Source organism: Jiulongibacter sp. NS-SX5 (assembly GCF_052828545.1).
Genome location: NZ_CM128248.1, coordinates 1,325,335 through 1,350,865, shown reverse-complemented (window position 1 = coordinate 1,350,865; position 25,531 = coordinate 1,325,335). Strand labels below are relative to the sequence as shown.

21 protein-coding genes are annotated in these 25,531 nt (G+C 39.8%); 7 read left to right on the top strand and 14 right to left on the bottom strand.

Annotation, left to right across the window (positions count from 1 at the left end):
* Positions 1-50 precede the first annotated feature (50 nt).
* Entirely contained in the window at positions 51-2,696 is a 2,646-nt protein-coding gene (locus ACUXV0_RS06110) for an MGH1-like glycoside hydrolase domain-containing protein (protein ID WP_446192185.1), read from the top strand.
* A 1-nt stretch (position 2,697) separates the two neighbouring features.
* Here the strand turns inward: ACUXV0_RS06110 and mutS are convergent, their stop codons facing one another.
* From mutS to ACUXV0_RS06085, 5 genes are all read right to left on the bottom strand, one after another.
* Complete coding sequence (gene mutS / locus ACUXV0_RS06105) at positions 2,698-5,316, bottom strand: DNA mismatch repair protein MutS (protein WP_446192184.1); 2,619 nt, start codon at positions 5,314-5,316, stop codon at positions 2,698-2,700.
* Between the two features lie 253 nt (positions 5,317-5,569).
* Entirely contained in the window at positions 5,570-5,776 is a 207-nt protein-coding gene (locus ACUXV0_RS06100) for a YwbE family protein (protein ID WP_446192183.1), read from the bottom strand.
* A gap of 52 nt (positions 5,777-5,828) precedes the next feature.
* Complete coding sequence (locus ACUXV0_RS06095) at positions 5,829-6,101, bottom strand: hypothetical protein (protein WP_446192182.1); 273 nt, start codon at positions 6,099-6,101, stop codon at positions 5,829-5,831.
* Positions 6,102-6,293: 192 nt separating this feature from the next.
* Positions 6,294-7,598, bottom strand: coding sequence for a UDP-N-acetylglucosamine 1-carboxyvinyltransferase (gene murA, locus ACUXV0_RS06090; protein ID WP_446192181.1), 1,305 nt, complete (start codon positions 7,596-7,598; stop codon positions 6,294-6,296).
* A 21-nt stretch (positions 7,599-7,619) separates the two neighbouring features.
* On the bottom strand, positions 7,620-8,285 hold the full coding sequence (locus tag ACUXV0_RS06085; protein ID WP_446192180.1) for a DUF4290 domain-containing protein: 666 nt from the start codon (positions 8,283-8,285) through the stop codon (positions 7,620-7,622).
* 139 nt (positions 8,286-8,424) lie between these two features.
* On the opposite strand from ACUXV0_RS06085, the gene ACUXV0_RS06080 reads away from it, so the two are divergent.
* A complete protein-coding gene (locus ACUXV0_RS06080; RefSeq protein ID WP_446192179.1) occupies positions 8,425-9,966 on the top strand; it encodes a family 10 glycosylhydrolase in 1,542 nt (513 codons plus the stop codon).
* A 9-nt stretch (positions 9,967-9,975) separates the two neighbouring features.
* Positions 9,976-10,506 carry a DinB family protein gene (locus ACUXV0_RS06075; protein WP_446192178.1) on the top strand — a complete coding sequence of 177 codons (531 nt, stop codon included), beginning with the start codon at positions 9,976-9,978 and terminating at the stop codon, positions 10,504-10,506.
* Here the strand turns inward: ACUXV0_RS06075 and ACUXV0_RS06070 are convergent.
* The 3 genes from ACUXV0_RS06070 to ACUXV0_RS06060 form a co-directional block, all read right to left on the bottom strand.
* Positions 10,496-10,816: a heavy metal-binding domain-containing protein gene (locus ACUXV0_RS06070; RefSeq protein WP_446192177.1), complete on the bottom strand. Its 321-nt coding sequence runs from the start codon at positions 10,814-10,816 to the stop codon at positions 10,496-10,498. The two genes, ACUXV0_RS06075 and ACUXV0_RS06070, sit on opposite strands and share 11 nt — an antisense overlap.
* Before the next feature lie 104 nt (positions 10,817-10,920).
* Positions 10,921-11,829: a DUF58 domain-containing protein gene (locus ACUXV0_RS06065; protein WP_446192176.1), complete on the bottom strand. Its 909-nt coding sequence runs from the start codon at positions 11,827-11,829 to the stop codon at positions 10,921-10,923.
* 6 nt (positions 11,830-11,835) lie between these two features.
* Positions 11,836-12,288, bottom strand: a complete 453-nt coding sequence (locus ACUXV0_RS06060) for a septal ring lytic transglycosylase RlpA family protein (RefSeq protein WP_446192175.1) — start codon at positions 12,286-12,288, stop codon at positions 11,836-11,838.
* Between the two features lie 201 nt (positions 12,289-12,489).
* On the opposite strand from ACUXV0_RS06060, the gene ACUXV0_RS06055 reads away from it, so the two are divergent.
* Positions 12,490-12,834, top strand: coding sequence for a DUF3276 family protein (locus ACUXV0_RS06055; RefSeq protein ID WP_446192174.1), 345 nt, complete (start codon positions 12,490-12,492; stop codon positions 12,832-12,834).
* Here ACUXV0_RS06055 and ACUXV0_RS06050 read toward each other — a convergent pair.
* Positions 12,831-13,466 (bottom strand): oxidoreductase, encoded by a 636-nt coding sequence (locus tag ACUXV0_RS06050; protein ID WP_446192173.1) that lies wholly within the window; start codon positions 13,464-13,466, stop codon positions 12,831-12,833. The genes ACUXV0_RS06055 and ACUXV0_RS06050 overlap by 4 nt on opposite strands.
* A 112-nt stretch (positions 13,467-13,578) precedes the next feature.
* On the opposite strand from ACUXV0_RS06050, the gene ACUXV0_RS06045 reads away from it, so the two are divergent.
* Complete coding sequence (locus ACUXV0_RS06045; RefSeq protein WP_446192172.1) at positions 13,579-14,835, top strand: sensor histidine kinase; 1,257 nt, start codon at positions 13,579-13,581, stop codon at positions 14,833-14,835.
* 3 nt (positions 14,836-14,838) lie between these two features.
* Complete coding sequence (locus ACUXV0_RS06040) at positions 14,839-15,522, top strand: response regulator transcription factor (RefSeq protein ID WP_446192171.1); 684 nt, start codon at positions 14,839-14,841, stop codon at positions 15,520-15,522.
* A gap of 55 nt (positions 15,523-15,577) precedes the next feature.
* Here the strand turns inward: ACUXV0_RS06040 and purL are convergent, their stop codons facing one another.
* The 5 genes from purL to ACUXV0_RS06015 all read right to left on the bottom strand — a co-directional run bounded on the left by purL (position 15,578) and on the right by ACUXV0_RS06015 (position 22,991).
* Positions 15,578-19,267, bottom strand: a complete 3,690-nt coding sequence (gene purL, locus ACUXV0_RS06035; RefSeq protein WP_446192170.1) for a phosphoribosylformylglycinamidine synthase — start codon at positions 19,265-19,267, stop codon at positions 15,578-15,580.
* A gap of 116 nt (positions 19,268-19,383) precedes the next feature.
* A complete protein-coding gene (locus tag ACUXV0_RS06030) occupies positions 19,384-20,853 on the bottom strand; it encodes a DUF6029 family protein (RefSeq protein WP_446192169.1) in 1,470 nt (489 codons plus the stop codon).
* On the bottom strand, positions 20,843-21,325 hold the full coding sequence (locus tag ACUXV0_RS06025) for a TlpA family protein disulfide reductase (RefSeq protein ID WP_446192168.1): 483 nt from the start codon (positions 21,323-21,325) through the stop codon (positions 20,843-20,845). Before ACUXV0_RS06025 ends, ACUXV0_RS06030 begins: the two co-directional genes overlap by 11 nt.
* Positions 21,326-21,346: 21 nt before the next feature.
* Entirely contained in the window at positions 21,347-21,907 is a 561-nt protein-coding gene (locus ACUXV0_RS06020) for a peroxiredoxin family protein (RefSeq protein WP_446192167.1), read from the bottom strand.
* Positions 21,908-22,004: 97 nt separating this feature from the next.
* The gene (locus ACUXV0_RS06015) at positions 22,005-22,991 is read right to left on the bottom strand and encodes a helix-turn-helix transcriptional regulator (RefSeq protein WP_446192166.1); all 987 of its coding nucleotides are present in this window, start codon (positions 22,989-22,991) and stop codon (positions 22,005-22,007) included.
* 121 nt (positions 22,992-23,112) lie between these two features.
* Here ACUXV0_RS06015 and ACUXV0_RS06010 point away from each other — a divergent pair, with 121 nt between their 5' ends.
* The gene (locus ACUXV0_RS06010) at positions 23,113-25,530 is read left to right on the top strand and encodes a TonB-dependent receptor (RefSeq protein WP_446192165.1); all 2,418 of its coding nucleotides are present in this window, start codon (positions 23,113-23,115) and stop codon (positions 25,528-25,530) included.
* The last annotated feature ends 1 nt before the right edge of the window (position 25,531 follow it).

Here is a 25,531-nt window from a genome sequence, read left to right as displayed (position 1 = left end):
AACAAAAATGCGTTTTGGGTATTTTTGAATCTTTACCTAGGGTAAAACAAATGAACGAGACTTTAGAGAAAAAAAGACTAAGAGAGAGACCGGATAATCGTGGATGGAAGAAGTGGGGGCCATATCTTTCTGAACGTCAATGGGGTACGGTACGTGAAGACTATTCTGTTTACGGTGATAGCTGGCAGTATTTTAGCCATGACCAAGCCAGAAGTAGAGCTTACCGCTGGGGAGAAGATGGTATAGGTGGATTATCGGATAATAAGCAGCATATCTGTTTCGCTTTTTCTTTCTGGAATTATAAGGATCCCATTCTCAAAGAACGTTTGTTTGGCCTTACAGGAGCAGAAGGAAATCATGGTGAAGATGTAAAAGAACTGTACTATTACCTAGATAGTACGCCTACCCACTCCTATATGAAGATGCTTTACAAGTATCCTATTGCCGAGTATCCGTATGAAAAACTGTTGGAAGAGGGTAGAAATAGGTCTAAACACGATAAGGAGTTTGAAATCCTGGATACTGGTGTTTTTGACAAAGGCAATTACTTCGATATCTACATTGAATATGCTAAAGCTGATGAGAATGACATTCTTATAAAGCTGACGGCTCATAATCGTTCAAAGAAGGCAGCCAAGCTGGCAATTTTGCCAACACTCTGGTTTAGAAATACTTGGTCTTGGGGGTATATTTCACACCCAAAAAAGCCAATGCTTACCGGAATCGCAGATTCTCAAGTAGAAATAGATCATGAGCTTTTTGATAAATATAAGCTCTATCTGGAAGGTGCTGACGAACTACTTTTTACTGAAAACGAGACCAATATGAAACGCGTTTTCGGGAAGAAGAATAAGAGTCCTTATGTCAAAGATGCTTTCAACCAGTATGTGGTAGAAGGTGACAAGAAGGTGGTCAATAAGAATGATATAGGCACCAAGATGGCGGGTCTTTATGAAAAAGAAATACCGGCCGGTGGTAATGTAGAGATCAGACTTAGGCTATCTGAAGACACGAATCTTAGCATGCCTTTTCAGACATATGATGCTCTTTTTGAAGCTGCACAAAGGAATGCGGATGACTTTTACACCGAGGTGCAAAAAGACATAGCGTCTGAGGAGCAAAAGAAAATACAGCGTCAGGCTTTTGCAGGAATGATGTGGTGTAAGCAGTTCTACTACTATAATATCAAGCAATGGGCAGATGGAGACCCTGAAATGCCTTTTGATTTTTATGGTAGAAACTTTGAGAGGAACTCCACCTGGAAGCATGCCTACATGCATAATATTCTCTCCATGCCAGATAAGTGGGAATATCCATGGTTTGCGGCCTGGGATTTGGCATTTCATACGGTAACTCTGGCTAAAATAGATGCGGATTTTGCCAAGCGTCAGCTGGCAGTAGTATTAAGGGAGTATTACATGCACCCTAATGGGCAAATTCCTGCTTATGAGTGGAATTTCTCTGATGTAAACCCGCCGGTTCATGCCTGGGCTACCTGGAAAGTTTATGAAATCGATAAAAAGCAAAATGGCGGTAAAGGGGATATCAAGTTTCTTGAGCGAATTTTCCATAAACTGCTGTTGAACTTTACCTGGTGGGTAAACCAAAAAGATGAGGCGGGTAATAATATCTTTGGTGGAGGATTCTTAGGTCTGGATAATATTGGCGTTTTTGATAGAAATGCTCAATTGCCAAATATGACACTCCAGCAAGCGGATGCTACTGGTTGGATGGCAATTTTTACCCTTAACATGCTTCGAATTTCGCTGGAAATTGCTTTGGAGAGACCTGTTTACCAAGACATGGCTTCAAAGTTCTTTGAGCATTTCTTGCATATTGCTGCAGCCATCAATAATAAGATGGAAGAGGGAAATATGGGGCTTTGGGATGAGCAAGACCAGTTTTATTATGATAAGCTCAATACGCCCGACGGAAAGACGATCTTTTTGAAAATTCGATCTTTGGTAGGCTTGATACCTCTTTGTGCTGTGGAGGTTATCCATGAAGACTTACTCGAGAAACTACCTGAGTTTAAGGTAAGACTAGAGTGGGTTCTTAAAAACAGGCCTGATTTGGCTTCCTTGATATCCAGATGGCATGAGCCAGGCAAAGGAGAGACACACCTTCTTTCTCTTTTGAGAGGCCATAGGATGAAAATGGTACTCAAAAGACTATTTGATGAAGACGAGTTTCTTTCTGATTATGGTATAAGATCGCTTTCAAAATTCCATGAGGAGAACCCTTATGATTTCCATCTGAATGGTGAAGATCTTACTGTAAGGTATACTCCTGCGGAGTCAGATCTCTCAATAATGGGTGGTAACAGTAACTGGAGGGGACCCATTTGGTTCCCTTTGAATTATCTGATTATTGATGCACTACACAAGTATTCGCAATACTATGGTGATGACTATGAGGTGGAGTACCCGACCGGCACTGGAGAAATAACGACTATCTCTGAGAGTGCATATGCCATTTCGGCTCGTTTGATTAAGATTTTTGAAAGAAATGCCAAAGGTATCAGACCTTCTTTAACACAGAATAAGCACTACGATAGAGAAGAGTATTTCAAGGATTATTATCTGTTTTATGAGTATTTCAATGGAGATAATGGTTCGGGCTGTGGAGCCGCTCACCAAACGGGTTGGACCGGTCTCATTGCTGACCTTATTGAAGAGGTAAATACTGGGAAATAGTTTATTCCATGATATTTTTCAACTCATTAAGCTTCAGTAAAGCTTCAATGGGCGACATGGCATTCGGATCTATTTCTCCAAGTTTCTCTTTTAAAGCTTCAACTTTAGGGTCGGGTGCATCAAAAAAGCTCAACTGGTAATTATTCTTTGGTGCTTCTTTAATCTTTTCCTTGTTTTTCTCTTTGATATGATCTTCCTCCAGGTGATGAAGAATCTCACTCGCTCTCAATACAATAGACTGAGGCATACCGGCAATTTGAGCCACGTGGATACCAAAACTGTGCTCGCTTCCACCTTCTTTGAGTTTACGTAGAAAGACAATTTTACCATTCACTTCTTTTACTGCTACATTGAAATTCTTTACCCTAGAGAAGTCTTCTGTGAGCTGGTTGAGCTCGTGATAGTGCGTTGCAAAGAGTGTTCTTGGCTTATATTTTGGGTGATTATGCAAATATTCGGAGATACTCCAAGCAATACTTACACCATCATAAGTACTGGTACCTCGACCAATTTCATCCATAATGACCAGGCTTCTTTCACTCAGGTTATTCAAAATAGAAGCCGTCTCAGTCATCTCTACCATAAAAGTAGATTCACCTCTGGAAAGGTTATCACTGGCACCCACACGGGTGAAAATTTTATCTACCAATCCTATTTCGGCAGCTTCGGCAGGTACAAAGCTCCCGATTTGAGCCATTAATACGATGAGAGCAGTTTGACGCAGTAAGGCGGATTTACCTGCCATGTTTGGCCCTGTAATAATGATGATTTGTTGTTCGTCTTCATTCAGTTCTAGGTCGTTTGGAACGTAACTTTCACCTGGTGGAAGTTGATTCTCAATCACCGGGTGCCTCCCATTACTGATGTTCAGAGCATTGGTTTCGTTTAACTCTGGTTTACAATATTTAAGATCAATGGCTATCACCGCAAAGCTAGCCAAAGCGTCAATGGCTGAAATAATTCGAGCATTTTGCTGAATCTGACCTACATAATCAGCAGCTGCTATAACTAAGTCGTGATATAACTTATGTTCAATTTCAAAAATCTTTGATTCAGCCGTCAGAATTTTTTCTTCATATACCTTTAGTTCCTCAGTGATATATCGTTCGGCATTGACCAACGTTTGTTTTCTAATCCACTCTGTAGGTACCTTATCTTTATGAGCATTGCTGACCTCCAGGTAATAGCCGAAAACCTTATTGTAGGCTATTTTTAAAGAAGGTATTCCTGTTCTGTCTGACTCTCTTCTTTGAATTCCTACCAGAAAGTCTTTGCCTGAGAAGGCAATAGAATGGTACTCATCTAGCTCCGGATTAACACCCGTTTTAATCATGCCACCATGGTTGGTCACATTAGGAGCATCTTCTTTGATCTCATTAGAAATTCTTTCAACGAGAAATTCACATTCAGCCAGCTGATCAGCATATTTCTTGAAGACTTGATTTGAGGAAGAAAGCTTGAAAAGAATCTCCTTTAAAGGTTTGACTTGTTTCAAGGCTCTGTTCAGCTGAATCATCTCTCGAGGATTGATTCTGCCCACTGCCACCTTGGAGATTAGTCGCTCCAAATCGCCAATTGGTTTTAATAACATGCGGAGGTCCTCAAGAATCTCATCATATTTTACCAAAACTTCTACCGTGTCTTGTCGATCTTGAATGGGTTTTAGTTCTTTTAAAGGCAGAACAAGCCATTTTCGCAGCATTCTGGCACCCATTGGTGTAACAGTTTCATCCAGAATATCAATCAAAGGTACGCCACCTTCATGCTGAGCAAAAATGAGCTCAAGATTCCTAATGGTAAATCGATCAAGCCAGACATACTTCTCTTCATCAAGGCGAGTTAGACCAGAAATATGATTTATCTTCTTATGCTCCGTATCTGTTAAATACTGCAGAATTACCCCTGCTGCAGTAATGCCGTCCTTGAGGTTGGCCACGCCAAAACCTTTTAAAGAGTTGGTTTTGAAATGTTGCGTTAGCAAAGGGTAAGAGAAATCATAAGTATAAGCCCAGTCATCAAAGGTGAAAGTATTGAAGCGATCACCAAAATACTCTTCAAACTGAGCTTTATGGGGTCTGCAGTACAATACTTCAGCGGGGGCAAAACTCTGAAGCAATTTGTCGATATAGGCTTTTGAGCCCTCTGCTGTTAGAAATTCACCGGTTGAGATATCTAAAAAAGCGACACCAAAATTCTCTTTAGCTCCGAAATGCACTGAGGCCAGATAATTATTCTGTTTAGTTTCCAGAACATTATCATTGTAGGAAACTCCTGGTGTTACCAGTTCTGTTACGCCTCTTTTGACAATCCCTTTGACCGTTTTTGGGTCCTCTAATTGATCGCAAATAGCCACACGCTGACCTGCTCTAACAAGTTTGGGTAAGTAGTTATCCAGCGAATGATGCGGGAAACCCGCCAGCTCCTGATTAGCTCCTCCATTATTTCGCTTTGTAAGAACAATACCCAGAATTTTTGAGGCTTTGACGGCATCTTCACCGAAGGTTTCATAAAAGTCACCAACTCTGAAAAGCAATAGTGCTCCGGGATACTTCGCCTTTATCTGATTGTATTGCTTATTTAATGGGGTCTCTTTCTTTTTAGGGCTTTTTGATTTGGCCATTCGAGGGTCTGGAAGAGGTTTTTTATCTATAGATTCTACTCAATTCAAAATTAGGAAAAACACTTGATTATTCTGCTTTATGTGGAAAAAGCCAAAAATGGTGTCTTTCAGCTTGTCTAAGCCATTTAAACTGAGAAAAAGCCTATTGGTATAAGAAAATTGATTCTTATTTAGGCTCTAATTAGATTGCTGTACACAAGATCATTTTCGTACAGTTTATAAGGCTGCCACCGCTTGGAGGCAGTCTTTTTCATTAAAAGTCTTCGTCGATAATCTCTTTAACTCTTCCAACCTCGTTGGTATCTAACATCACTTTTATTCCATGAGGGTGAAATGGAGCTTTGGTTAAAATTCTTTTGACCAAACCCTGAGTCAATTCTCCACTTCTTTGATGCTGCTTTTTGACAACATCTACTAAATCGCCAATGGCAATATCCTCTCTTTTACGTCCGTCTTTCATCAAGAGCAAAGAAACAAAAAGGCCCTTGCAAAAATTACAAGGGCCAGGGATTTTATTCTGTTCCGAATCTCCGTTTCCAGAGTTCCTGATGCATTTTTGAATCTCGAATTGATAATTTGTAAAGATAAAAAGTCAAGCCAATAGCCACTGCACCCAGAGCCAGGTTAATGATACCTGCACCTGAGGTGACAATAATTGCCAAAGGCATAGCAAATAGACTAATCATGGCTGCCGCCGCTACCAGATAAAGTAGCCGCCGGAGGCTTTTGCTTTTTCGCAAAAGCTCTTGAAATGTTACGTTTTGAAGAGTAGAATTTTCCATCATAGTATAGTGTTTTGGTGAGGTTATGAACAATTTAATTATAAAATTGTGTTATTCCTAGCTACTTGATGTGAAAATATTTTGTAACCTGTTGACTATAAGTTGTATGGGTCAATATTTCACTACCGCTTAATCAGGTATAAAAAAGGCCCTGAATTCAATTTCAGGGCCTTTTAGATAGGAATGTTGGTCTGTTTATAGTCTTACAATTTCAGCTCCTATTGCATTTAGACGCTGATCTATAAATTGATATCCTCGGTCTATCTGTTCAATATTATCAATGACACTCGTTCCGTTTGCAGATAATGCTGCAATCAATAGAGCCACACCAGCACGAATATCAGGGGATGTCATTTTGATTCCTCTCAATTGAGAAACGCGGTCAAGACCTACCACTGTAGCCCTGTGAGGATCGCAAAGAATAATCTGAGCCCCCATGTCTATCAGTTTGTCAACAAAGAACAAACGACTCTCAAACATTTTCTGATGAACCAATAGTGTGCCTTTTGCCTGTATGGCCGTTACCAGAATAATCGAGATTAAGTCTGGCGTAAAGCCTGGCCATGGAGCATCATATATGGTCAAAATAGATCCATCAATCAGGCGGTCTATTTCATAATGCTCTTGTGCCGGAATATGAATATCATCTCCTCTGAACTCCATCTCAATACCCAGTTTCTTGAAGGTATTAGGGATGATTCCCAGTTCTTTAATCTTACAGTTTTTAATGGTGATTTCACTGCCAGTCATAGCGGCTAAACCAATAAAGCTGCCAATTTCAATCATATCAGGAAGCATGGTGTGCTCACAGCCTCCTAATTCTTCAACACCTTCAATGGTCAACAGATTTGAGCCAACACCGGCTATTTTAGCACCCATTGAGTTGAGCATTTTACATAGCTGCTGCAGGTAGGGTTCACAGGCTGCATTATAGATGGTGGTGGTTCCTTTTGTGAGCACCGCAGCCATGACCACGTTTGCGGTCCCTGTTACAGAAATTTCGTCCATCCAGACATAGTTGCCCTCCATTTGAGAACCCTCAATGGTATAAAAGGCATCCTCTGCCTCATAGCTGAAAGTAGCTCCCAGTTTTTGGAAACCAACAAAATGTGTATCCAGAGGTCTTCTTCCAATTTTATCTCCGCCAGGTCTAGGTGCTTTACCTTTTCCAAATCTGCCTAACATTGGTCCAAGAAGCATAATAGAGCCTCTCAGTTCACCTGCCTTATCCTTGTAACGGTCACTTTCAAAATACTCGAAGTTTACAGCATCTGCCTCAAATGAGTAAGAGCCTTCACCAAGTTTAGATCTCTTTACGCCCATGTCTTCCAGAAGTTCCATGAGCTTATTGACATCCCTGATACTTGGGATATTATTGATAACTACTTTTTCTTTGGTAAGAAGTACTGCACATAAGATTTGCAGGGCTTCATTCTTGGCACCTTGCGGAGTCAATTCTCCTTTGAGTTTTTTGCCTCCGGTTATTTTAAATGACGACATGTTATTAGGAAAGTGAAAGTTTTAGTTTCTTCTCTTTTTGTATTTGTTGTTGCGGTTATTGCGGTTCTTATTGTAACGGCGTCCACCATTTCTGTTCGATTTCAATGAACCGTTAGGTGTGTTCATATTATTGAACTTGTTAGGAGCTCGGTTACCATCTTTAGGGTTGGCATCCATAATAATACCATCCTTTTTCAGTTCGTTAACTTCTTCCTGTAGCTTATAGCCCGATAGTTCAAGGATTTGATCCAAACAAGTATTGACCTGAATGGTATCCTTGTTCCATTGCTGATAGAAGTTTTGCATAAGCTTTACCAGGTAAGAGACGAAAGCTTTACGCTCTTCCTTAGTAGGAGCCACTGTAGCTTTTAATACTAATAGCTCCAGATTACGACCGTAGTATTTATGCTTCAGCTTTGACTGGCTATACGGAATACGCATAGGTTTTTTACCCAGAATCTCTTTTGGAGGGGGAGGGAAGGGGCTATCTACGTCAAGGTCAAAATTGGCCATTACATAGAGGTCATCCCATAGTTTTTTTGAGTAGTCATGACCATCTCTCATTTGAGGATGAATCTGACGCATTAGTTCTATTAAAATATGTGCATGCTTGGTACGTTTGTCGCGGTTTTCAAGAGATACCACGTGTTCTACCAATTTCTGGACATTACTTCCGTATTCTTTCATTAAATTCTTTGGAAAAACGATGGGGAGTCATCCCCTTACTTCATATTGCGGAGGAAAATCATCGTTATTATTCATGGCAAATGTAGCAAAAAAACGATGTATAGTTGTAATTTTAGTTCAAATTCAACAAAGGCTATTAATGTCAAAAAAGCTATTCCTAACACTAGTAATTTCTTCCTTTCTTCTTGCTTGTAAAGATCAGTCCATTCCGCTTATTATTGATGAAGAACCCTCTTCATATGACTTTGTTTATCAGCCTACAAATGAAAAAAAGCGAGAATTCAGAGGAGTTTGGATAGCTTCTGTGGCCAATATTGATTGGCCGAGTAAAAAGGGTTTGTCTTCTGCTGAGCAGAAAGCTGAATACGTGAAACTTGCAGACCGAATGGCTGACCATAAATTGAACGCTTTACTGGTACAGATTAGAGCGGCCACAGATGCGTTTTATCTCAAAAGCCCAGAACCGTGGTCTGAATGGTTAATGGGAGAGCAAGGTAAAAGCCCTTCCCCGCTTTATGATCCCATGGATTTTATGATCAATCAAACGCATGAAAGAGGTATGGAATTTCATGCCTGGTTAAACCTGAACAGAGGAATGCATAAAAAAGCCACCTCTGTAACCGAAGATCATTTGATTTACAAAAGGCCGGAGTGGTTTTTGACCTATGATGGCTATAAGCTTTTCAATTTTGGTTTACCGGAGGTACGTCAGTATATCAGGGATGTGGTCATGAATATTGTAAGAGAATATGATGTAGACGGAATTCATTTTGATGACTACTTCTATCCATATAAAGTGAATGGTCAGGAGTTAAATGATCAGGAGGCATTTCGGAAATATGGTAGTGGTTTTACCTCAATTGAAGATTGGCGTAGAAATAATATTGACCTGATTATTAAAGATATTTCTGAGTCAATTACTCGTGAGAAACCATGGGTTAGATTTGGGATTAGTCCTTTCGGAGTTTGGCGAAATAAAAGAGATGATCCTGCAGGGTCTGAAACCCGTGGAGGTCAGCCATCATACGATTATCTTTTTGCTGATACTAAAAAGTGGGCTCAGGAAGGTTGGATAGACTATATTGCTCCGCAAATCTATTTTCCTTTTGAGCATAATCTTGTGCCTTTTGCCACCTTGACAGACTGGTGGGCTAAAAATAAAGGAGAGGCTAATTTATATATCGGTCATGGAATGTACCGAGTCGATGCAGCATCAACCCAACAGCCTTGGAGGGACCCGAATCAAATGGCCAGAAAGATAGATTATTTACGCTATAGTCAGTCTACCAGCGGGAGTATTTATTTCTCTGCCAAACATTTTGAAATGAATAAGCTGGGTGTGGCAGATACCATAAAGAACAGATATCAGAATTATGCCTTAACGCCTGTAAGTTCAGGAGAATTGGAAGAAGTAACGGGTGTGGTGAACAAAGCCTCTATTAAAAAGAGTAGTGGTAGTTATTTGTTGAATTGGTCTAAAGGGAGTTTTGAGAAAACAGTGGTTTATCGCTTTGAGAAAGGAGCTAGGTTAAACTTATCTGACCCTGCTAAAATTGTTTACTTGGGGTCAGGTGAGAGTTATTTGGATACCTCCCTGAAACCGGGTCAGGAGTATATTTATGTCATTCGAGGTTTAGACAGATATGCTCGTGAAGGATCTCCAATAGTCTTAGAAACGTAAGTTATTCATATGAAATCAACTATTGAAATAACAAGTGCGATCAAGGAAACTGCTCATAAGTATATTGCGTCCTTAGAGGAGTATTCTGAAACGGATTTTGAGTCTAAACAATCTGAAGATATTTGGTCCTTAGGTCAAATGTATGACCATATCTACACCAGTGGAATTTACTTTTTTCTTGCAAATATCAATCGCTGCCTCGAAAAGCGAAAGGGAGCTTTCGATGAAAAGACCAACGAAATTGGTTTGAAAATTTTGGCTGCTAATGCTTTGCCTCATCAAAAGTTTAAAAGACCAGGAACGGGAGTGACTCCGGAACCGGAGTCGAAAGGAATCGATTTTTACAAAAAAGAATTGCCTCAAATGATAGAGGCAATATGTTCAAAAGTACAAGCAATTGAGAAAGATGATGGTGTATACAGAACAGCACACCCATTCTTTGCTTATTTAAATGCTAAGGAGTGGTACCAACATTTTGAAATACATATGCGGCACCACCTAAGACAAAAAGCGGAATTAGAAGCTTATCTTACTCGATAACAACGGCAGTGCCAGAGGCGGTAACCATTAACATTCCATTGCCTTGCCCAAGAGTTTCATAGTCCAGGTCTATTCCAATAATGGCATTAGCTCCAAGCTTTTTGGCTCTTTCAGACATTTCTTTTAATGCTGTGTTTTTGGCTTCATTAAGCACGCGTTCGTACGATCCAGAGCGACCACCAACTATATCTCTGATACCTGCAAAGAAGTCCTTGATGAAGTTGGCACCAATAATAGTTTCACCAGTAACCAGGCCTTTATAACTGTTGATTTTTCTTCCTTCTACATTTGGTGTTGTAGTTAATAGCATAATTCAATATTTATGTTTGATTCAGAATGAATTTAACATAAAAACGGGTGCCTGTAAATGGAAGTTTTATGAAAGGGTTAGGGGCATTTCAAAAGGAAGAAAGCCTATTTCATTTTGGACCTTCTGACGAGAAATGAAGACATGATCTGGTCAAAACCTTCGTTTATATCGGCTTCAATAAAATCTATTTTATACTTGCCGCATTTAAGTCTGAGTTCTTTATAAAAGCTTTTCATGGCATCCTGATAGTGTTTCTTCACCTGAGATGGTTGAGCTTTTATTTTATTGCCGGACTCCAGATCAATAAACTCATAGGGTCTTTCTTCAAAGTCAAACTCGCATTCTGTTTTTTTGTCTGTCACATGAAAAAGTAGGACCTCATGTTTATTATGCTTAAGATGCTGTAAAGCAGAGAAAAGAGCATTGGAGTCTTCAATATTTTCGAACATATCGCTGAAAATAATAACCAAAGACCTTTTGTGAATTTTATCGGCAATTACATGTAGCGTGTCTGCTACCGAGGTTCCTTTGTTTTCAGGTTTAGTGGCAAGCTGATTTTCTAACTCCAGATAGATTTGATGAATATGCCCAGGCGTTGATTTGACGGCTGTTTGTACTTCAATACCATCAGAAAAGGTGGTCAAGCTAACGGCATCCCTCTGTTTTTGCATTAGGTTAGCCAGGGTTCCTGCGGCCATGCAGCTGAAGGTCAACTTCCCGTAATTCTCTTCCGGATAATACATTGAAGAAGAAGTATCGATCAGGATATGGCATCGAAGATTAGTTTCTTCTTCGTAACGCTTTACGAACAGTCTATCCGTCTTACCGAAGACTTTCCAATCAATGTGTCGTGTACTTTCTCCGGAATTGTAGAGCCTGTGCTCTGCAAATTCAACTGAAAAACCATGGAATGGAGATTTATGCAAACCAGTAATGAAACCTTCAACCAGCTGTTTGGCAAGGAGTTCTACATTGCCATATTCTCTGATTTTCCCAAGATCCAGTTTGCTCATAAATGCCTATTTCAGTGAAGAAGCCAGCTGATCGTATCGTGAATTGAGAAAAGAGACAATCGGCGTAGCGGGGCTAATGTACACTTTTCCGTTTTCGCCTACAACTATGGCCTCCACATCTGCCACACCGTTATCTATCATGTTGACTTGCTTGGCGGCCTCTAGTGAGAGGTCAATTATTCTACCTTTGATATAAGGGCCGCGGTCGTTTACTCTGACTATTACTGTAGAGTCATTTGCCATGTTTTTCACCTCAAGCATAGTACCAAAAGGGAGCGATTTATGGGCACAGGTCAGCTCATACTTATCCATTTTTTCTCCATTGGCAGTGGTTTTACCATGAAATCTTGGACCGTAAAAGGACGCTTTTCCTTCCAGCTTCTCTCCCAGAATGACAGGTTTATTCGGTTGATAGGCCGTGAAAAGTGATAAGATGATGTAAATTCCTAGTGCTTTCATTCTGTACTATTCATGTACGATTCAAAAATACGATCAGATTTATTGAAAAGTATGTGGGCATTCATAATAAAACTTAAAATGTGGTATTTGATTCGTTTGAATTTTTAAAAGAATTATTTTTATTGATCATGGAAAAAACTATTTTTGGTGCTATTGTTCAATCTAAACCCCTAAAAGAAAGTGCAACGAGAAGAGAGAGAGATGATCTACTCAAAACGGGTACGTGCCGGGAAACGCACCTATTTTTTTGATGTTAGAGCTACCAGATCAAACGACTACTATTTGACTGTTACTGAGAGCCGAAGACAACAAAGAGATGGTGAGTTTGTTTACGAAAAAAGTAAGCTTTTTGTCTACAAAGAAGATTTCAACAAGTTTGTTGATGCCCTTCAAGACACTGTAGATCATATTAAAAGTGAACTTCTCCCTGATTTTGATTACGATCAGTTTTCAGATAATGAAGCAGCACCTTCTGCCGCCTCAGAAGCTAAATCTACAGAAACATCAGAAGATGTTTTTAGTAACTCAGAGTTAAAGTGGGATTAATACATATCCCCTGAAGATACTACAGAAAGCCCCTCTTTGGGGCTTTTTGCATAATTCAGCATTGCTGAAGCTACTTTTTCTCCTTCTATCGCCTTGTAATTTTTAGGGATAAGGAAACCGAATATCTTCATTGCTACTTGTCCTATCCTCTCTCCAAGTCGCTTTTCATCTCTATCACCCAGAAGCATTGATGGCTGAAAAATGCCCAGATATTCATAATCTAGCTTTTTAAGCTCTTTTTCAACATCGCCTTTAACTCTATTATAAAAGAAGCTGGAATCTGAATCTGCACCCATAGCCGTTATAATGGCATATAATTCCGTACCGTTGCTTTTGGCTTTTTGGGCGATGTCTAATGGGTATTGATAATCTACCATTTTAAACTTTTCCTGACTTCCGGCCTTTTTTATGGTGGTACCCAAAGTACAGAATATGTGATCGGCCTTGATAATTTCAGGATCGAGATCATCAAAATCAACTACCACTTCATGCAGCAAAGGGTGTTTTAGATCACTTGGTCGACGTACCAATGAAATCACAGAATCATATTCTCCCGAATTCAAAAGTTTATTTAATAAATGGCCACCAATAAGACCAGATGCTCCTGCTAAAAGTGCTGTTTTTTTCTGCATATTTCTCTAAGGAAATGATAAGGCTTTTAGTTCAAAAAAGCCCATATGAGGTTAATAAGTTAATATTCAAAGCTTTCTCGTATCTTTGTGTACTTTCCTAAACCAACGAAACTTGACAAGAAGCACTATAAGACTCATCATTGTACTCGGTAGTTTGGCTATCGCGGGTATTTTGGCAGTGCAGATTTACTGGGTTAAACGAGCTTTTGATCTTCAAAAGAATGAGTTTAGACGAACTGCAATTCATGCCCTTGGTGAGGTAGCACAAAATATTTCTCGTGTTTATCAGCTTTCTGATATTGAAAACCCTGTAGATCAGCTTGAGGAAGATTATTATGTTGTGAATCTGAGAACCCCTCTTGATGCTGAAGTTTTAGAGCATTATTTAAAACAGGAATTCAAAGAATACGACCTTAATACCGATTTTGAGTATGGTATCTATGACTGTGATACCGACGAAATTCGTTTTGGGGGGCATGTAAATGCCAATTTTGAAACAGGTGACGTGCAGCCTGTTATCATGCCGAAGACGGATAAGTTCCTCAATTATTTTGCAGTAAGATTCCCGAAGAAAGATGAAATGCTATTTAAGAATCTTGATTTCTGGATAGTATCTTCATTAATCACGCTATTGGTGATGGGCTTCTTTGTTTACACCATGTTTGTGATATTGAGGCAAAAAAGACTCAGTGAAGTACAGCGTGACTTTGTCAATAACATGACACACGAGTTTCAGACTCCGATCTCTACTATAAGAGTGGCTACAGATGTACTCAATCAAGATAAGATTTTAGATCAGCCGGCTAGATTGAAGAAATATGTACAGATCATTCGACAAGAGAATAATCGACTTAAAAGCCAGGTAGAGACCGTCCTTACTACCGCAAAAGTTGGACGGGGAAAATTACAATTGGATGTTCAAATGCAGGAGTTGCATTCGCTGGTAAACGAAGTTTTAGAAGGGGTGAAAGCAGAGCATGGTGATGGTTTACAGCTGGATTTAAATGCCACAAAAACTACGATTTACGCAGATCGTGTACACCTGCTCTCTGTGATAAGAAATCTCGTAGAGAACGCCATAAAATATTCTTCAAAACCAGTTTCTATTATTGTGGCTACCAAAAACACTGAAGAAGGCATTGAGCTTTCTGTAGCCGATAAAGGAATAGGAATCCCGAAAGAACATTTAGGGAAGATTTTTAATAAATTCTACAGAGTGCCTACGGGCAATGTCCATAATGTGAAAGGTTTTGGATTAGGTTTGAACTACGTTCAGCAAATCGTAAGAGCACATAAATGGAAAATTAGAGTAGAAAGCGAGTACCAACAAGGGAGTACATTTACCATAAGTATACCACAAGAGAAATAAGAAATGGCAAAGATATTATACGTCGAAGATGACGAGAATCTGGGTTTTGTAACCAAAGATAACCTTGAAGAAGAAGGGTTTGAGATTGTCCACTACTTTGATGGCAAAGAAGCTTATAAGAATTTTCAAAAGGAGAAGTTTGATTTATGCCTTTTGGATGTCAATTTACCTGAACTTGATGGGTTCTCACTGGCTGAGAAAATAAGAGAGCAAAATCAGCATATCCCCATCATTTTTCTAACAGCAAAGACGCTTCAGGAAGACAAAATAGAGGGTCTTAAAATTGGAGGGGATGATTATATCACTAAGCCATTCAGTATTGAAGAGCTAACATTAAGAATAAAAGTATTTCTAAAGAGAAGTACGATTGAAGATTCTGCTGAAGAAAGTGGAGAATACGAAATCGGGAAATTTCATTTCTCTTACCCTCAGTTAATGCTTGATTCTGATGAAGGCGAGCAAAAACTCACACATCGTGAAGCGGAGGTCTTAAAGTTTCTATGTGACAGACAGAATTCTGTGATTAAAAGAGAAGATATACTGACTCAAATTTGGGGAAGAGATGATTATTTCCTTGGAAGGAGTCTGGATGTATTTATCACCAGGATTAGAAAAATGCTGAAAACAGACGACAGTCTCAAAATTGAGAATGTACACGGTGTAGGCTTTAGGTTTATTACCGAGTAACTAAAACTCATTTATATTAAGAGAGGGATTTCATTATTGAAATCCCTCTCTTTTTTTATTTAGACTCTATCCATTTACGGGCATTTACAAATGCCTCCAGCCATGGACTCACTTCATCATTTTTACTTGCTTCAGGGTAGTACGCCCAGTTCCAAGGGAAAGTAGAACGCTCAATATGCGGCATGGTAACCAAATGGCGACCCGATTTGTCACACATCATGGCCGTATTATAGTCAGATCCGTTGGGATTAGAAGGGTATTCTGCATAACCATATTTGGCCACGATATCATACTCACTTTCTGCTTTCGGTAGATTAAATTTACCCTCTCCATGAGAAACCCAAACACCTAAAGTGGCTCCTTCCAGGCTAGAAAGCATAACTGAGTTATTCTTTTCTACTTTGACAGAAGTGAAGATGCTTTCATGTTTATGAGAGTCATTATGTGCCATTTTACCATGAACATCATGTTCAGGGTTGATCAGCTCCAGCTCCATAAATAGTTGACAACCATTACAAATCCCTACCGACAAGGTGTCTTCCCTGGCGAAGAATTTCTTAAGGGCTGTATTCGCCTTTTCATTATAGAGGAATGCACCTGCCCAGCCTTTGGCAGAGCCCAACACATCTGAATTGGAGAAGCCTCCTACAGCACCAATAAACTGGATGTCTTCCAAAGTTTCTCTACCAGAGATGAGGTCAGTCATGTGTACATCTTTGACATCAAAGCCAGCGAGGTACATGGCGTTTGCCATTTCTCTTTCAGAGTTTGAACCTTTTTCTCTGATTATAGCAGCTTTTGGTCTCTTTGAAACCTTTTCAGGTTTAACACCTGTGTGCTGAGCAGGGAAAGTATAGTTTAGTGGCTGATTCTTATAATTGGCGTAGCGTGCATCTGCAGTACCGTTAGCTGATTGTTTTTGGTCTAATAACCAAGAGGTTTTAAACCATAGGTCTCTCATTTCTGCCGTGCTGAAGCTAACTTCATCAGCACCATTTTTGATAGAAACTGTATTACCTACTTTTGGTGAACCAATTTTGACCAGCTCTACTCCAACTTTGGCAAATTCCTCAATCAGGCTGCTATCGCCTTGAATTACTACAGCGATATTTTCATTGAATAGAGCTTTGACAGTATCTTTCTCCTGAATTCCATCCAGATCAATCTCTGAGCCAAGGTTTTGCTCTGCAAAGGACATTTCCAGTAAAGTGGTGACTAAACCACCAGACCCTACATCATGACCTGCAGCTATTTTCCCTTCTGAAATAAGCTCTTGAAGTTTATTAAAGGCAGCCTTGAAATATGCAGCGTCCGTAATTGTTGGTGCTTCTGCACCAATCTTATTCTTTATCTGAGCAAAAGAACTACCTCCAAGTTTGAGAGCGTCTTTTGAGAAGTTTAGGTAATAAATATTACCACCATTTTCTTTCAATACCGGCTCAATGACTTTATTGATGTCCGTACAGTGCCCAGCAGCAGAAATTATCACCGTTCCGGGAGCCAAAACCTCCTGATCGGCATATTTCTGTTTCATTGATAGGGAGTCTTTACCAGTAGGGATATTGATACCAAGCTGAATTGCGAAATCTGAGCAGGCTTCCACAGCCTCATATAAACGAGCATCTTCACCCTCGTTTCTACATGGCCACATCCAGTTGGCAGATAGTGAAACGGAAGCCAAGCCGTCTTTAAGAGGTGCCCAAACAATATTTGTAAGAGCTTCGCCAATTGAATTTCTGGAACCTGCCGGCGGGTCTATAATAGCGGATACAGGTGAATGGCCAATACTCGTAGCTAAGCCATCTGTAGATTTGAAATCCAGAGCCATTACCCCCACATTATTTAGTGGCAATTGCAATGGTCCTGCACACTGTTGCTTAGCCACTCTGCCACCCACACAGCGGTCCACCTTATTGGTTAACCAGTCTTTACAGGCCACTGCTTCTAATTGTAGCACTTGGCTAACGTATTCTTTGATTTCAGAAAAGCTGTATTCAGGGTTTTGGTAGGATCTGGATACCTTTTTGTCATCCATGATGGTTTTCGGAGAGCTGCCAAACATATCGGATATAGCAAAGTCCATCGGTTTTTCACCGGTTTTTGAGGACTCAAAAGTAAATCGATGGTCTCCGGTAATATCACCCACGGTGTACATCGGCGATCGCTCGCGATCTGCAATTGTTTTTAGCGTTTCAATATCTTTCTCACCAATTACCAGTCCCATTCTCTCTTGAGATTCGTTTCCGATAATCTCTTTTGCAGATAGGGTAGGGTCACCTACAGGAAGGGCATCAAGGTCAATTTTACCTCCAGTTTCCTCCACAAGTTCAGAGAGGCAGTTCAAGTGCCCACCCGCACCATGATCATGAATAGAAACAATGCTGTTTTTATCACTTTCTACCATGCCTCTAATAGCGTTGGCAGCCCTTTTTTGCATCTCAGGGTTTGAACGCTGAACTGCATTGAGCTCAATTCCTGAGCCAAATTCACCTGTATCTGCTGAAGATACGGCTGCCCCGCCCATACCGATACGGTAGTTCTCACCACCTAATACCACTACCTTGTCACCAAGGCTTGGTTTGTTTTTTATGGCATGTTCTGCTTTACCATAGCCTATTCCACCTGCCAGCATGATAACTTTATCGAAACCGAGTTTTCGAGCATCGCTGGCTTGATCTGCGGTTTCATCATGCTCAAAGGTCAGAAGTGAACCGGAGATTAAAGGTTGCCCAAACTTATTTCCGAAATCAGAAGCACCATTGGAGGCTTTGATCAGAATATCCATCGGACGTTGATACAGCCAAGGTCTTTCTGCCATTCCTTTTTCCCAAGGTCTGTCTTCGGTCAATCTGGAGTAAGAGGTCATATAAACTGCTGTACCGGCCAATGGTAGAGAGCCGATTCCACCAGCCAGTCTATCTCTGATTTCACCACCAGAGCCGGTAGCGGCTCCATTAAACGGTTCTACCGTGGTAGGGAAATTATGTGTCTCTGCCTTTACAGATAAAACAGATTCAAATTCTTTTTCCGTATAGAAGTCTGGTTTTTCGGCAGACTGTGGTGCAAACTGCGTCACTTTTGGCCCTTTCAGGAAAGCCACATTATCCTTGTACGCCGAAACGATATCATTAGGATGCTCCTGAGATGTTTTCTTGATAAGCTTGAATAAGGAGCTAGGTTTTTCTTCACCGTCTATGACGAAAGTGCCGTTGAATATCTTGTGACGACAGTGCTCTGAATTTACCTGCGAAAATCCAAAGACTTCTGAGTCAGTAAGAGGTCTTCCAAGTTTCACTGCCAGCTCTTCTAAATATTTGACTTCATCATCACTAAGAGCCAGGCCTTCTTTTTGGTTGTAGGCTTCAATATTCTCAATATTGATGATAGCCTCAGGCTTGATGTTGATTTTATAAATCGACTGATTTAAACCTGAATACTTTTGAGAAAGCATGGGGTCAAAATCAGTAAAATCGTTTTCAACTTTTTTAAACTCTTCAATTCTGATGATGCCCTCAATCGCCATGTTTTGAGTGATTTCTACAGCATTGGTACTCCAAGGAGTAATCATGGCGGCTCTCGGGCCTACGAAAACCTCGTTTAGTTCAGCCTTGTCATCATTGACTTTTGAATGCTCCGAAGAACTATTAAATAGCCAGTGAAGTTTTTTGAGGTCTGATTCTGAGAACTTAGCGGTCGATTGAACTGCAAAAAGGGTGTTTGAAGAAGCACCAAAGAAATGAATCATTCGGAAATTGATTGAGCTTTTTGAATAGAAAGCACAAAGTTAAAAGAATGGAAAGATTTCTCTTTGAACTATCACAATGAAATGCAGGATGTAAGAGATATTTTATGAATCAAAGCCTAAAACCTATTGGTCAGGCGAATCTCCAGACCTTTAAAGTCAAGAACTTCATAACATACACCGGCATTACATGCTGGGCCACCTCTTCTTTCACCAGCAAACAATTGAATATTATGGCTTCTATTCAGTTGGTATTTGAGGTTAACCCCAAGCCAGAATTTGGTGCCATCGTCCACTATAAATGAGTCATTACTTGTTTCAGCTACCAGGCTTCCTACAAATTTTAACTTATACGACAGCCCGGCTACCAGAACATGGTTTTCAAAGTTTTGTTCTTCTCGACTGAATCGCTGGAACTCGTAATTGGTATTCAAGGCATAATTTTCTGAGAGTTTCCAATCCATATAAAGACCAGTAGAGATTCTGTTTTTCTGTGATTTGAAAGGATCATTGGCATAATCAGCAAAAAGTTTTACGTCATGTTTCTCAACTGCGGTAAAGTCATACTCCAGATAATATTCTCTGAAAGCGGTTTTATTACCGAAATCATTAATGGCCAAAGTGTTATTAAAAGTAAGTGATGACAGGTTAGGGAAGGTGTAAAATGCTTCTATCTGATAGCCACTTTCATTTAAAGGTTGTAAAACATGAGTGCTTCTGTTCAGTACCCTTGAGGTATGTTCTTTGACTAAGGCTGGTGGTTCATTAATTCCTGAGCCGATACTAAAATTATTATAGTTTTTGTATTCGGCACTGATGCCAAAACTACCCGCAGCAAAATTCAAACCTCCGTAAAAAACATATGGGACAGCTCGTGAGAAATCAGAAAGGTCATAGCCGCTCACATTTTTTGCGAATTCGGTGTAGTAGGAGAGCGAGCCGCCAATATTGCCGGAGGCGGTAGTCATAAAGTAATTGCCTTGTGCAATATCATTGAAATGCCTCATGAAGGCAGCACCTACTGTTTGTTGTTTAAAATTATAGTCAGCATATAGTGCCGCAATTTTATCTGTACGTCTTACTTCCCTGCCTAAAGTAGGAGGAAGTACATAGTTTAAAGGGCTGCCCACTATAAGCTTTGTTGTCAATCCTTTGTAACGGTATTTGGCACTTAGGCCAAGGATGTTACGATTAAAGTAGTGTCTGGACCGGTAGCTTAAATCTTCTAAAATAGCACCGGGAATTTCGAATGATCTTACCAAGGATCCCCGACCGATGGTTTCATAAAAGTTGCCAATTTTTAGATCAAATGGTCTCTTTTTATATTGAAGAGTCATCTGTGATAACCTGAAATAGGTACTCCCATCTCTTGGTGAATAGAATTGCTCCAATGTTCCGCTTGATCTAAATGATTTGAGGCGATAGTTTAGAGCGGTGCGAGCATAGAATGTAGCGATATTATTAACATCATTTGGCAATTGCCCCAACTGAGTTTCAGCAATACTATTACCACTAAACTGAGCCAGAAGGACATTATTTATGGCCAAACAAATGAAAACTGTAAAGAGGGGTGAAAGTCTAGTGTTCATTCAAATAGGCCACTAACTTTTCTCTGATTTCTGCGGAGTCACCAGGAAGGTAACCTTCATGAACCCAAACGATTTCACCATTATTGTCAACAAAAATCAAAGAAGGAAAAGCAGATAAATTTAAATCATTTTTGATCTCAGCATCTATATCTATGAGTACAGGATATTCAATACCTAAAGATTTACTTAGCGGTGATACTTTTGAGACAGACCTGGGACCATCGCAACTTATTCCTATTATCTCTACGCCTTCCTTTTGATACTCAGAGTAAATCTTTTTGAGTTCTGGAATGGCTTTCATGCAAGGCTTACACCAGGTGGCCCAAAAGTCAATCAGGGTTAACTTTTCACCTTTTAAGTCTTCATAAGTCTGGTACTGATTATTAATATCTTTTAGCTCAAAGTTTCCGACGTTTTGAGCAGAAACATTCAAACTTATTAAAGCAAAAAGGAGTAGTAAGAGGGGTTTCATAATAACTTAGAATTGGACGGATTAAAGAAGCTTTTCAATCTCAGAGACCACTGTCCTAAGGTCTGATGCGGAGTTTTGCTTGCCGAGGAATACGATTTTGCCGCCTCTATTGATAACCACAAGTCGGTCATATGTAGTTTTATAATCTGAAGCTACACCCGAGGCTTTCTGAAGTAAAGGGAATGTGACTTTGGTGGATGATTTAAAGGATTCTACCGAAGCTTTATTGCCATCCCACTGGTCTAAGCCTAATAGCTGAAAATTTGGGCTATCCTTAAATGCCTGATTGATATCTTTCTCAATTGAGGGAGCTACCGCTTTGCAGGTAGGGCAGGTGTTTCCGAAAAAGAACAAGACCACCACTTTATTCTCAAAGTCAGATAGACTTACATCTGCACCAGAAATAGATTTTAAGGTGAAAGCCGGGGCATTGGCAGGCTCTTCCATATTATTGGTGGTTGGATTTGAGGTGCCCGTGCCAGGTGTTACATCCATTGATTCAGTTTCTGTGCACGAAATCATAAAAATGAGGGTTAGATTAACGCCTAGAATTGAGAGGGCCTTTGAAACAGTAGAACGCATGAGAATTATAGTTTAGTAGTTTAAGGGAAGGTTTATCCTTCTGAATGCTACTTACGAAATCTCAAAAAAATAGTTTTACCACTTTTACATGTAGAGGCTATTCCAATGGCTTTAATTGACTGGGCAGATAGCCCATCGTTCTTTTGAAAGCTGTAGTAAAATGTTGAGGATGTGAGAAACCCACTTCGTATGAGGCTTGAGAAATGGGTAGGTTTTCTTCTGAGATGAGTTTAACGGCTTTTTCCATTCTCAACGTAGTGATGTATTTGAAAATGGTAATACCATAAACTTTTTTAAAGTCTCTCTTAAGTTTGGTGGCATTAAAGCCAGCCACTTCAGTTAAGTCCAGAATTCGAAGAGGTCTTTTGAGGTTTTTCCTGATATGCGTTTCTACTTTGACGAGTGATAGATAGTCAGCATTAGAAAGTTTGGTATGCCTTTCAGGCTTATCCTTCTGCTGTCTAGCGAGAAAGAAATCAATTAATAAAGCGATTAAATTACCTTCGATATACTGAGTTCGTAGTTTGCCTGAATAGGGGCATAGTAAAATATCCATTATTCTATTCCGGATATGTGGTGGAATAAACTTGCTCTTATCCCAATGAATATGCGTGTTCGAATTCACGATGGCTTCACTAAGGCCAGCCAGTTGTGATGAGTACTCCAGGCCTAATGCTTCCTTTAATAGTCTTGGTTTTATAAAAAGCTCGAATGCCTTTGAATTATCTGTCGGGTAGTATTCAGTATAATTAGCGTCTTGAAGTAAAATTAAATTACAATGATTCTCAGGTATTTGTAATCTGTAGTCAATATGACTTAAAGGCTTAAAGCTATAATTTCCTTCTAAAGAAAAATGAATTTTGACGACGGGCTCTTTGCACTGCAATAGTATATCTGAATCCTTTTGAAGAGGAGCTTTCTTATCAGTAAAGTCTAATCCAGAAACGAATGAAAGTGTATCATCGGAGCTTTTTTCAATTGAGTTGATGAAAAGTGAATTATTCATCAGGGCATTCTCCCAAATCACTTCTGACGAGATTTTCCTCTGATAAATCTGGCCCTCACTACCTCCTTTTGCTGACATTAATTCCTTTCTCGTATTTAAAAATTCCTTTTACGGTATATCCCCGAAAACTGAGATACTACTTTTGCAAAAGTATTTATTTAGACTTAGTTTAAATAAAAGGAAGAGCTTTTTTTACGCAATGAAAAGATATTACACGTTCGTTTTTCTTCTGATTTTTCTACAAGGCTTTGCCCAAAATAAAGGGGGGCTGGTTTCTGGGAAAATTTATAATCATGAGGGAGAGCCTTTGTCATTTGCGAATGTTTACATCAAAAAGTTAAACCTGGCTGTTCATTCAAATGATAACGGGCAGTACACCTTTGAGCATATTCCGGCAGGTAAGCATAAAGTAGAGGTTAACTACGTAGGGTACGATTCTGAAACAAGAATAATAGAGATTAAGAGAGGTTCAGAGAAAGTCTCAGCTGACTTCAGTTTGGCTGAATCCTCAGGTGATTTAGATGAAGTTCTGGTAAGAGGGAAATCTGAAGAAACCGAAAAAGAAACACAGGGTTTTGCGGTAAATGTGGTTAAAACCAAAGAAGCGAGCCTTAGAAATATCCAGACCAACGAGCTTCTTAATACAACTGTCGGTGTAAAAATCAGGCAAAACGGAGGCTTGGGTTCAGAAGTAAGGTATAGTCTAAATGGTCTATCTGGCAGCTCTGTTAGAATTTTCATTGATGGTATTCCTATTTCTATCTATGGCTCTTCATTTAACCTAAATAGTATACCTCCTTCAATGATCAAAAACATTGAAGTCTATAAAGGTGTGGTGCCTGGTCACCTGGCAGATGACGCCCTCGGAGGAGCTATCAATATCATTTTGCACAAAAGTGCACAGACCAATTTTAATGCCTCAGTGTCCTATGGTTCATTTAATACTTTTCAAACGAGTATGAATGGACTCTACCGATTCAAGAAAACCGGCTTTACCGTAAAGGCCTCTGCTTTTCACAATTACTCTGATAATAATTACAAGGTTTCAGGCCGCTCTGTGGTGGTTACAGGACTCGGTGGGGTACAGACGCCCATCACAGCAAGACGCTTTAATGATGCATACAGGTCTACCGGTGGAATGTTTCAGCTTGGGTTCACGGATGTGAAATGGGCAGATCAATTTTACCTGGGAGTAACTGGAGCCGACGACTACAAGGAAGTACAACATGGAGCATTCATGACCATTATTCCGTACTTCGGTAGATATTTAGAATCTCAAGCCCTGCTTTCTACTTTAACCTATCAGAAAAGAGACCTATTTATTAAAGGTCTGGACGTCAATATCAATGGTACGTATGGTACCAGAGACCGTTTTGTAAGTGATACCGTATCTGCAGCCTATAGCTGGAATGGTGAAAGAGCTATAGATTTCAGAGGTAATGAATTTGAGTATGTGTGGCGTTCTCAGCAAGAAGGCGGTCCTACTCTCCTTACCATTGATAGAAATGTAGCTTCTATCAGATCTGGTGTTTCTTATAAAATAAATAGAAACCATAAGCTTTTAGCCAATCATGTTTTCAGTAGTATTGATAGAGAAGATAGTGATCAATTAATCTCTTTACTTGAAAGCACTTTTGTAGGGACCAGAGACTTATCGAAAAATATATACTCCCTCACTTATGAGTTGTCTGCACTCAACAACAGACTAAAAACCAGCCTTTTTGGTAAGTTTTATCAGCAGGAAACTATTAGTGTAGATCCCGCAGTGGAGCAGGGGCCAGATGGTAAAAGAGTAATTGTGGATGAAGTGGTGAGTAGCAATAAAACGTATGATGGTTATGGTTTTGCCCTTTCATATGCCTTTAGCAAAAACTTTACTCTTCTAACTTCTGCTGAAAAGGCGGTGCGATTACCGAACGAGACAGAGATATTTGGCGATGATGGTGATAATGTAATTGCCAATTCAAGTATCAAACCTGAGCAAAGCAATAACTTCAATCTAGGATTTAGGTTAGGTACCTTTAATTTGAGAAATCATAGGTTTACGGTATCTACAAACCTTTTTGCCCGCAATATCAAAGATAGAATCGGTTTGCCAATTGAGACCTCTCTTAATGTAGACGACGAATTAATTCTTTATGTAAATCAAGGAAGCGGTACTTCAAAGGGGATTGATGCTCAGCTAAACTATACGTATAACCGAAACCTTGGTTTCAATTTCAATATCTCTCGATTTGACCTAAAGGTAGAGAGTCGAGGAGTGGAGGTGGATGTGCCAAACACGCCATTCTTCACTATGAATGCTGCATTGAGATACGCCATTGAGGATTTTCTACAACAGAAATCAAGGCTGAATTTATTCTATACCATGTATTTCACAGATGAGTTCTCTTACCTAACTGCACAGGGAGCTAACACCGTAGGCAACGAGTTTTTTAATGTCCCAAGACAATTATCTCAGGATTTCGGTTTGAGCTATCGCTTCCCAAGCAATAGAGTGGTCTTGAGCTTTGATATAAAAAATCTTTTTGACCAGCCGGTATATGACAACCTATCAGTCCAAAAGCCGGGTCGAGCATTTTACTTAAAACTTAACTATTCGATAAATAAATTTTAAT

Coding starts and splice junctions, on each gene's coding strand:
- ACUXV0_RS06025 (WP_446192168.1), bottom strand. CDS start 21,325: ATGAAACCCCTCTTACTACTCCTTTTTGCTTTAATAAGTTTGAATGTT.
- ACUXV0_RS06055 (WP_446192174.1), top strand. CDS start 12,490: ATGATCTACTCAAAACGGGTACGTGCCGGGAAACGCACCTATTTTTTT.
- ACUXV0_RS06030 (WP_446192169.1), bottom strand. CDS start 20,853: ATGAACACTAGACTTTCACCCCTCTTTACAGTTTTCATTTGTTTGGCC.
- ACUXV0_RS06065 (WP_446192176.1), bottom strand. CDS start 11,829: ATGAGCAAACTGGATCTTGGGAAAATCAGAGAATATGGCAATGTAGAA.
- ACUXV0_RS06070 (WP_446192177.1), bottom strand. CDS start 10,816: ATGCTATTAACTACAACACCAAATGTAGAAGGAAGAAAAATCAACAGT.
- ACUXV0_RS06095 (WP_446192182.1), bottom strand. CDS start 6,101: ATGATGGAAAATTCTACTCTTCAAAACGTAACATTTCAAGAGCTTTTG.
- ACUXV0_RS06050 (WP_446192173.1), bottom strand. CDS start 13,466: ATGCAGAAAAAAACAGCACTTTTAGCAGGAGCATCTGGTCTTATTGGT.
- ACUXV0_RS06110 (WP_446192185.1), top strand. CDS start 51: ATGAACGAGACTTTAGAGAAAAAAAGACTAAGAGAGAGACCGGATAAT.
- purL (WP_446192170.1), bottom strand. CDS start 19,267: ATGATTCATTTCTTTGGTGCTTCTTCAAACACCCTTTTTGCAGTTCAA.
- ACUXV0_RS06100 (WP_446192183.1), bottom strand. CDS start 5,776: ATGAAAGACGGACGTAAAAGAGAGGATATTGCCATTGGCGATTTAGTA.
- murA (WP_446192181.1), bottom strand. CDS start 7,598: ATGTCGTCATTTAAAATAACCGGAGGCAAAAAACTCAAAGGAGAATTG.
- ACUXV0_RS06080 (WP_446192179.1), top strand. CDS start 8,425: ATGTCAAAAAAGCTATTCCTAACACTAGTAATTTCTTCCTTTCTTCTT.
- ACUXV0_RS06085 (WP_446192180.1), bottom strand. CDS start 8,285: ATGAAAGAATACGGAAGTAATGTCCAGAAATTGGTAGAACACGTGGTA.
- ACUXV0_RS06075 (WP_446192178.1), top strand. CDS start 9,976: ATGAAATCAACTATTGAAATAACAAGTGCGATCAAGGAAACTGCTCAT.
- ACUXV0_RS06060 (WP_446192175.1), bottom strand. CDS start 12,288: ATGAAAGCACTAGGAATTTACATCATCTTATCACTTTTCACGGCCTAT.
- ACUXV0_RS06040 (WP_446192171.1), top strand. CDS start 14,839: ATGGCAAAGATATTATACGTCGAAGATGACGAGAATCTGGGTTTTGTA.
- mutS (WP_446192184.1), bottom strand. CDS start 5,316: ATGGCCAAATCAAAAAGCCCTAAAAAGAAAGAGACCCCATTAAATAAG.
- ACUXV0_RS06020 (WP_446192167.1), bottom strand. CDS start 21,907: ATGCGTTCTACTGTTTCAAAGGCCCTCTCAATTCTAGGCGTTAATCTA.
- ACUXV0_RS06010 (WP_446192165.1), top strand. CDS start 23,113: ATGAAAAGATATTACACGTTCGTTTTTCTTCTGATTTTTCTACAAGGC.
- ACUXV0_RS06015 (WP_446192166.1), bottom strand. CDS start 22,991: ATGTCAGCAAAAGGAGGTAGTGAGGGCCAGATTTATCAGAGGAAAATC.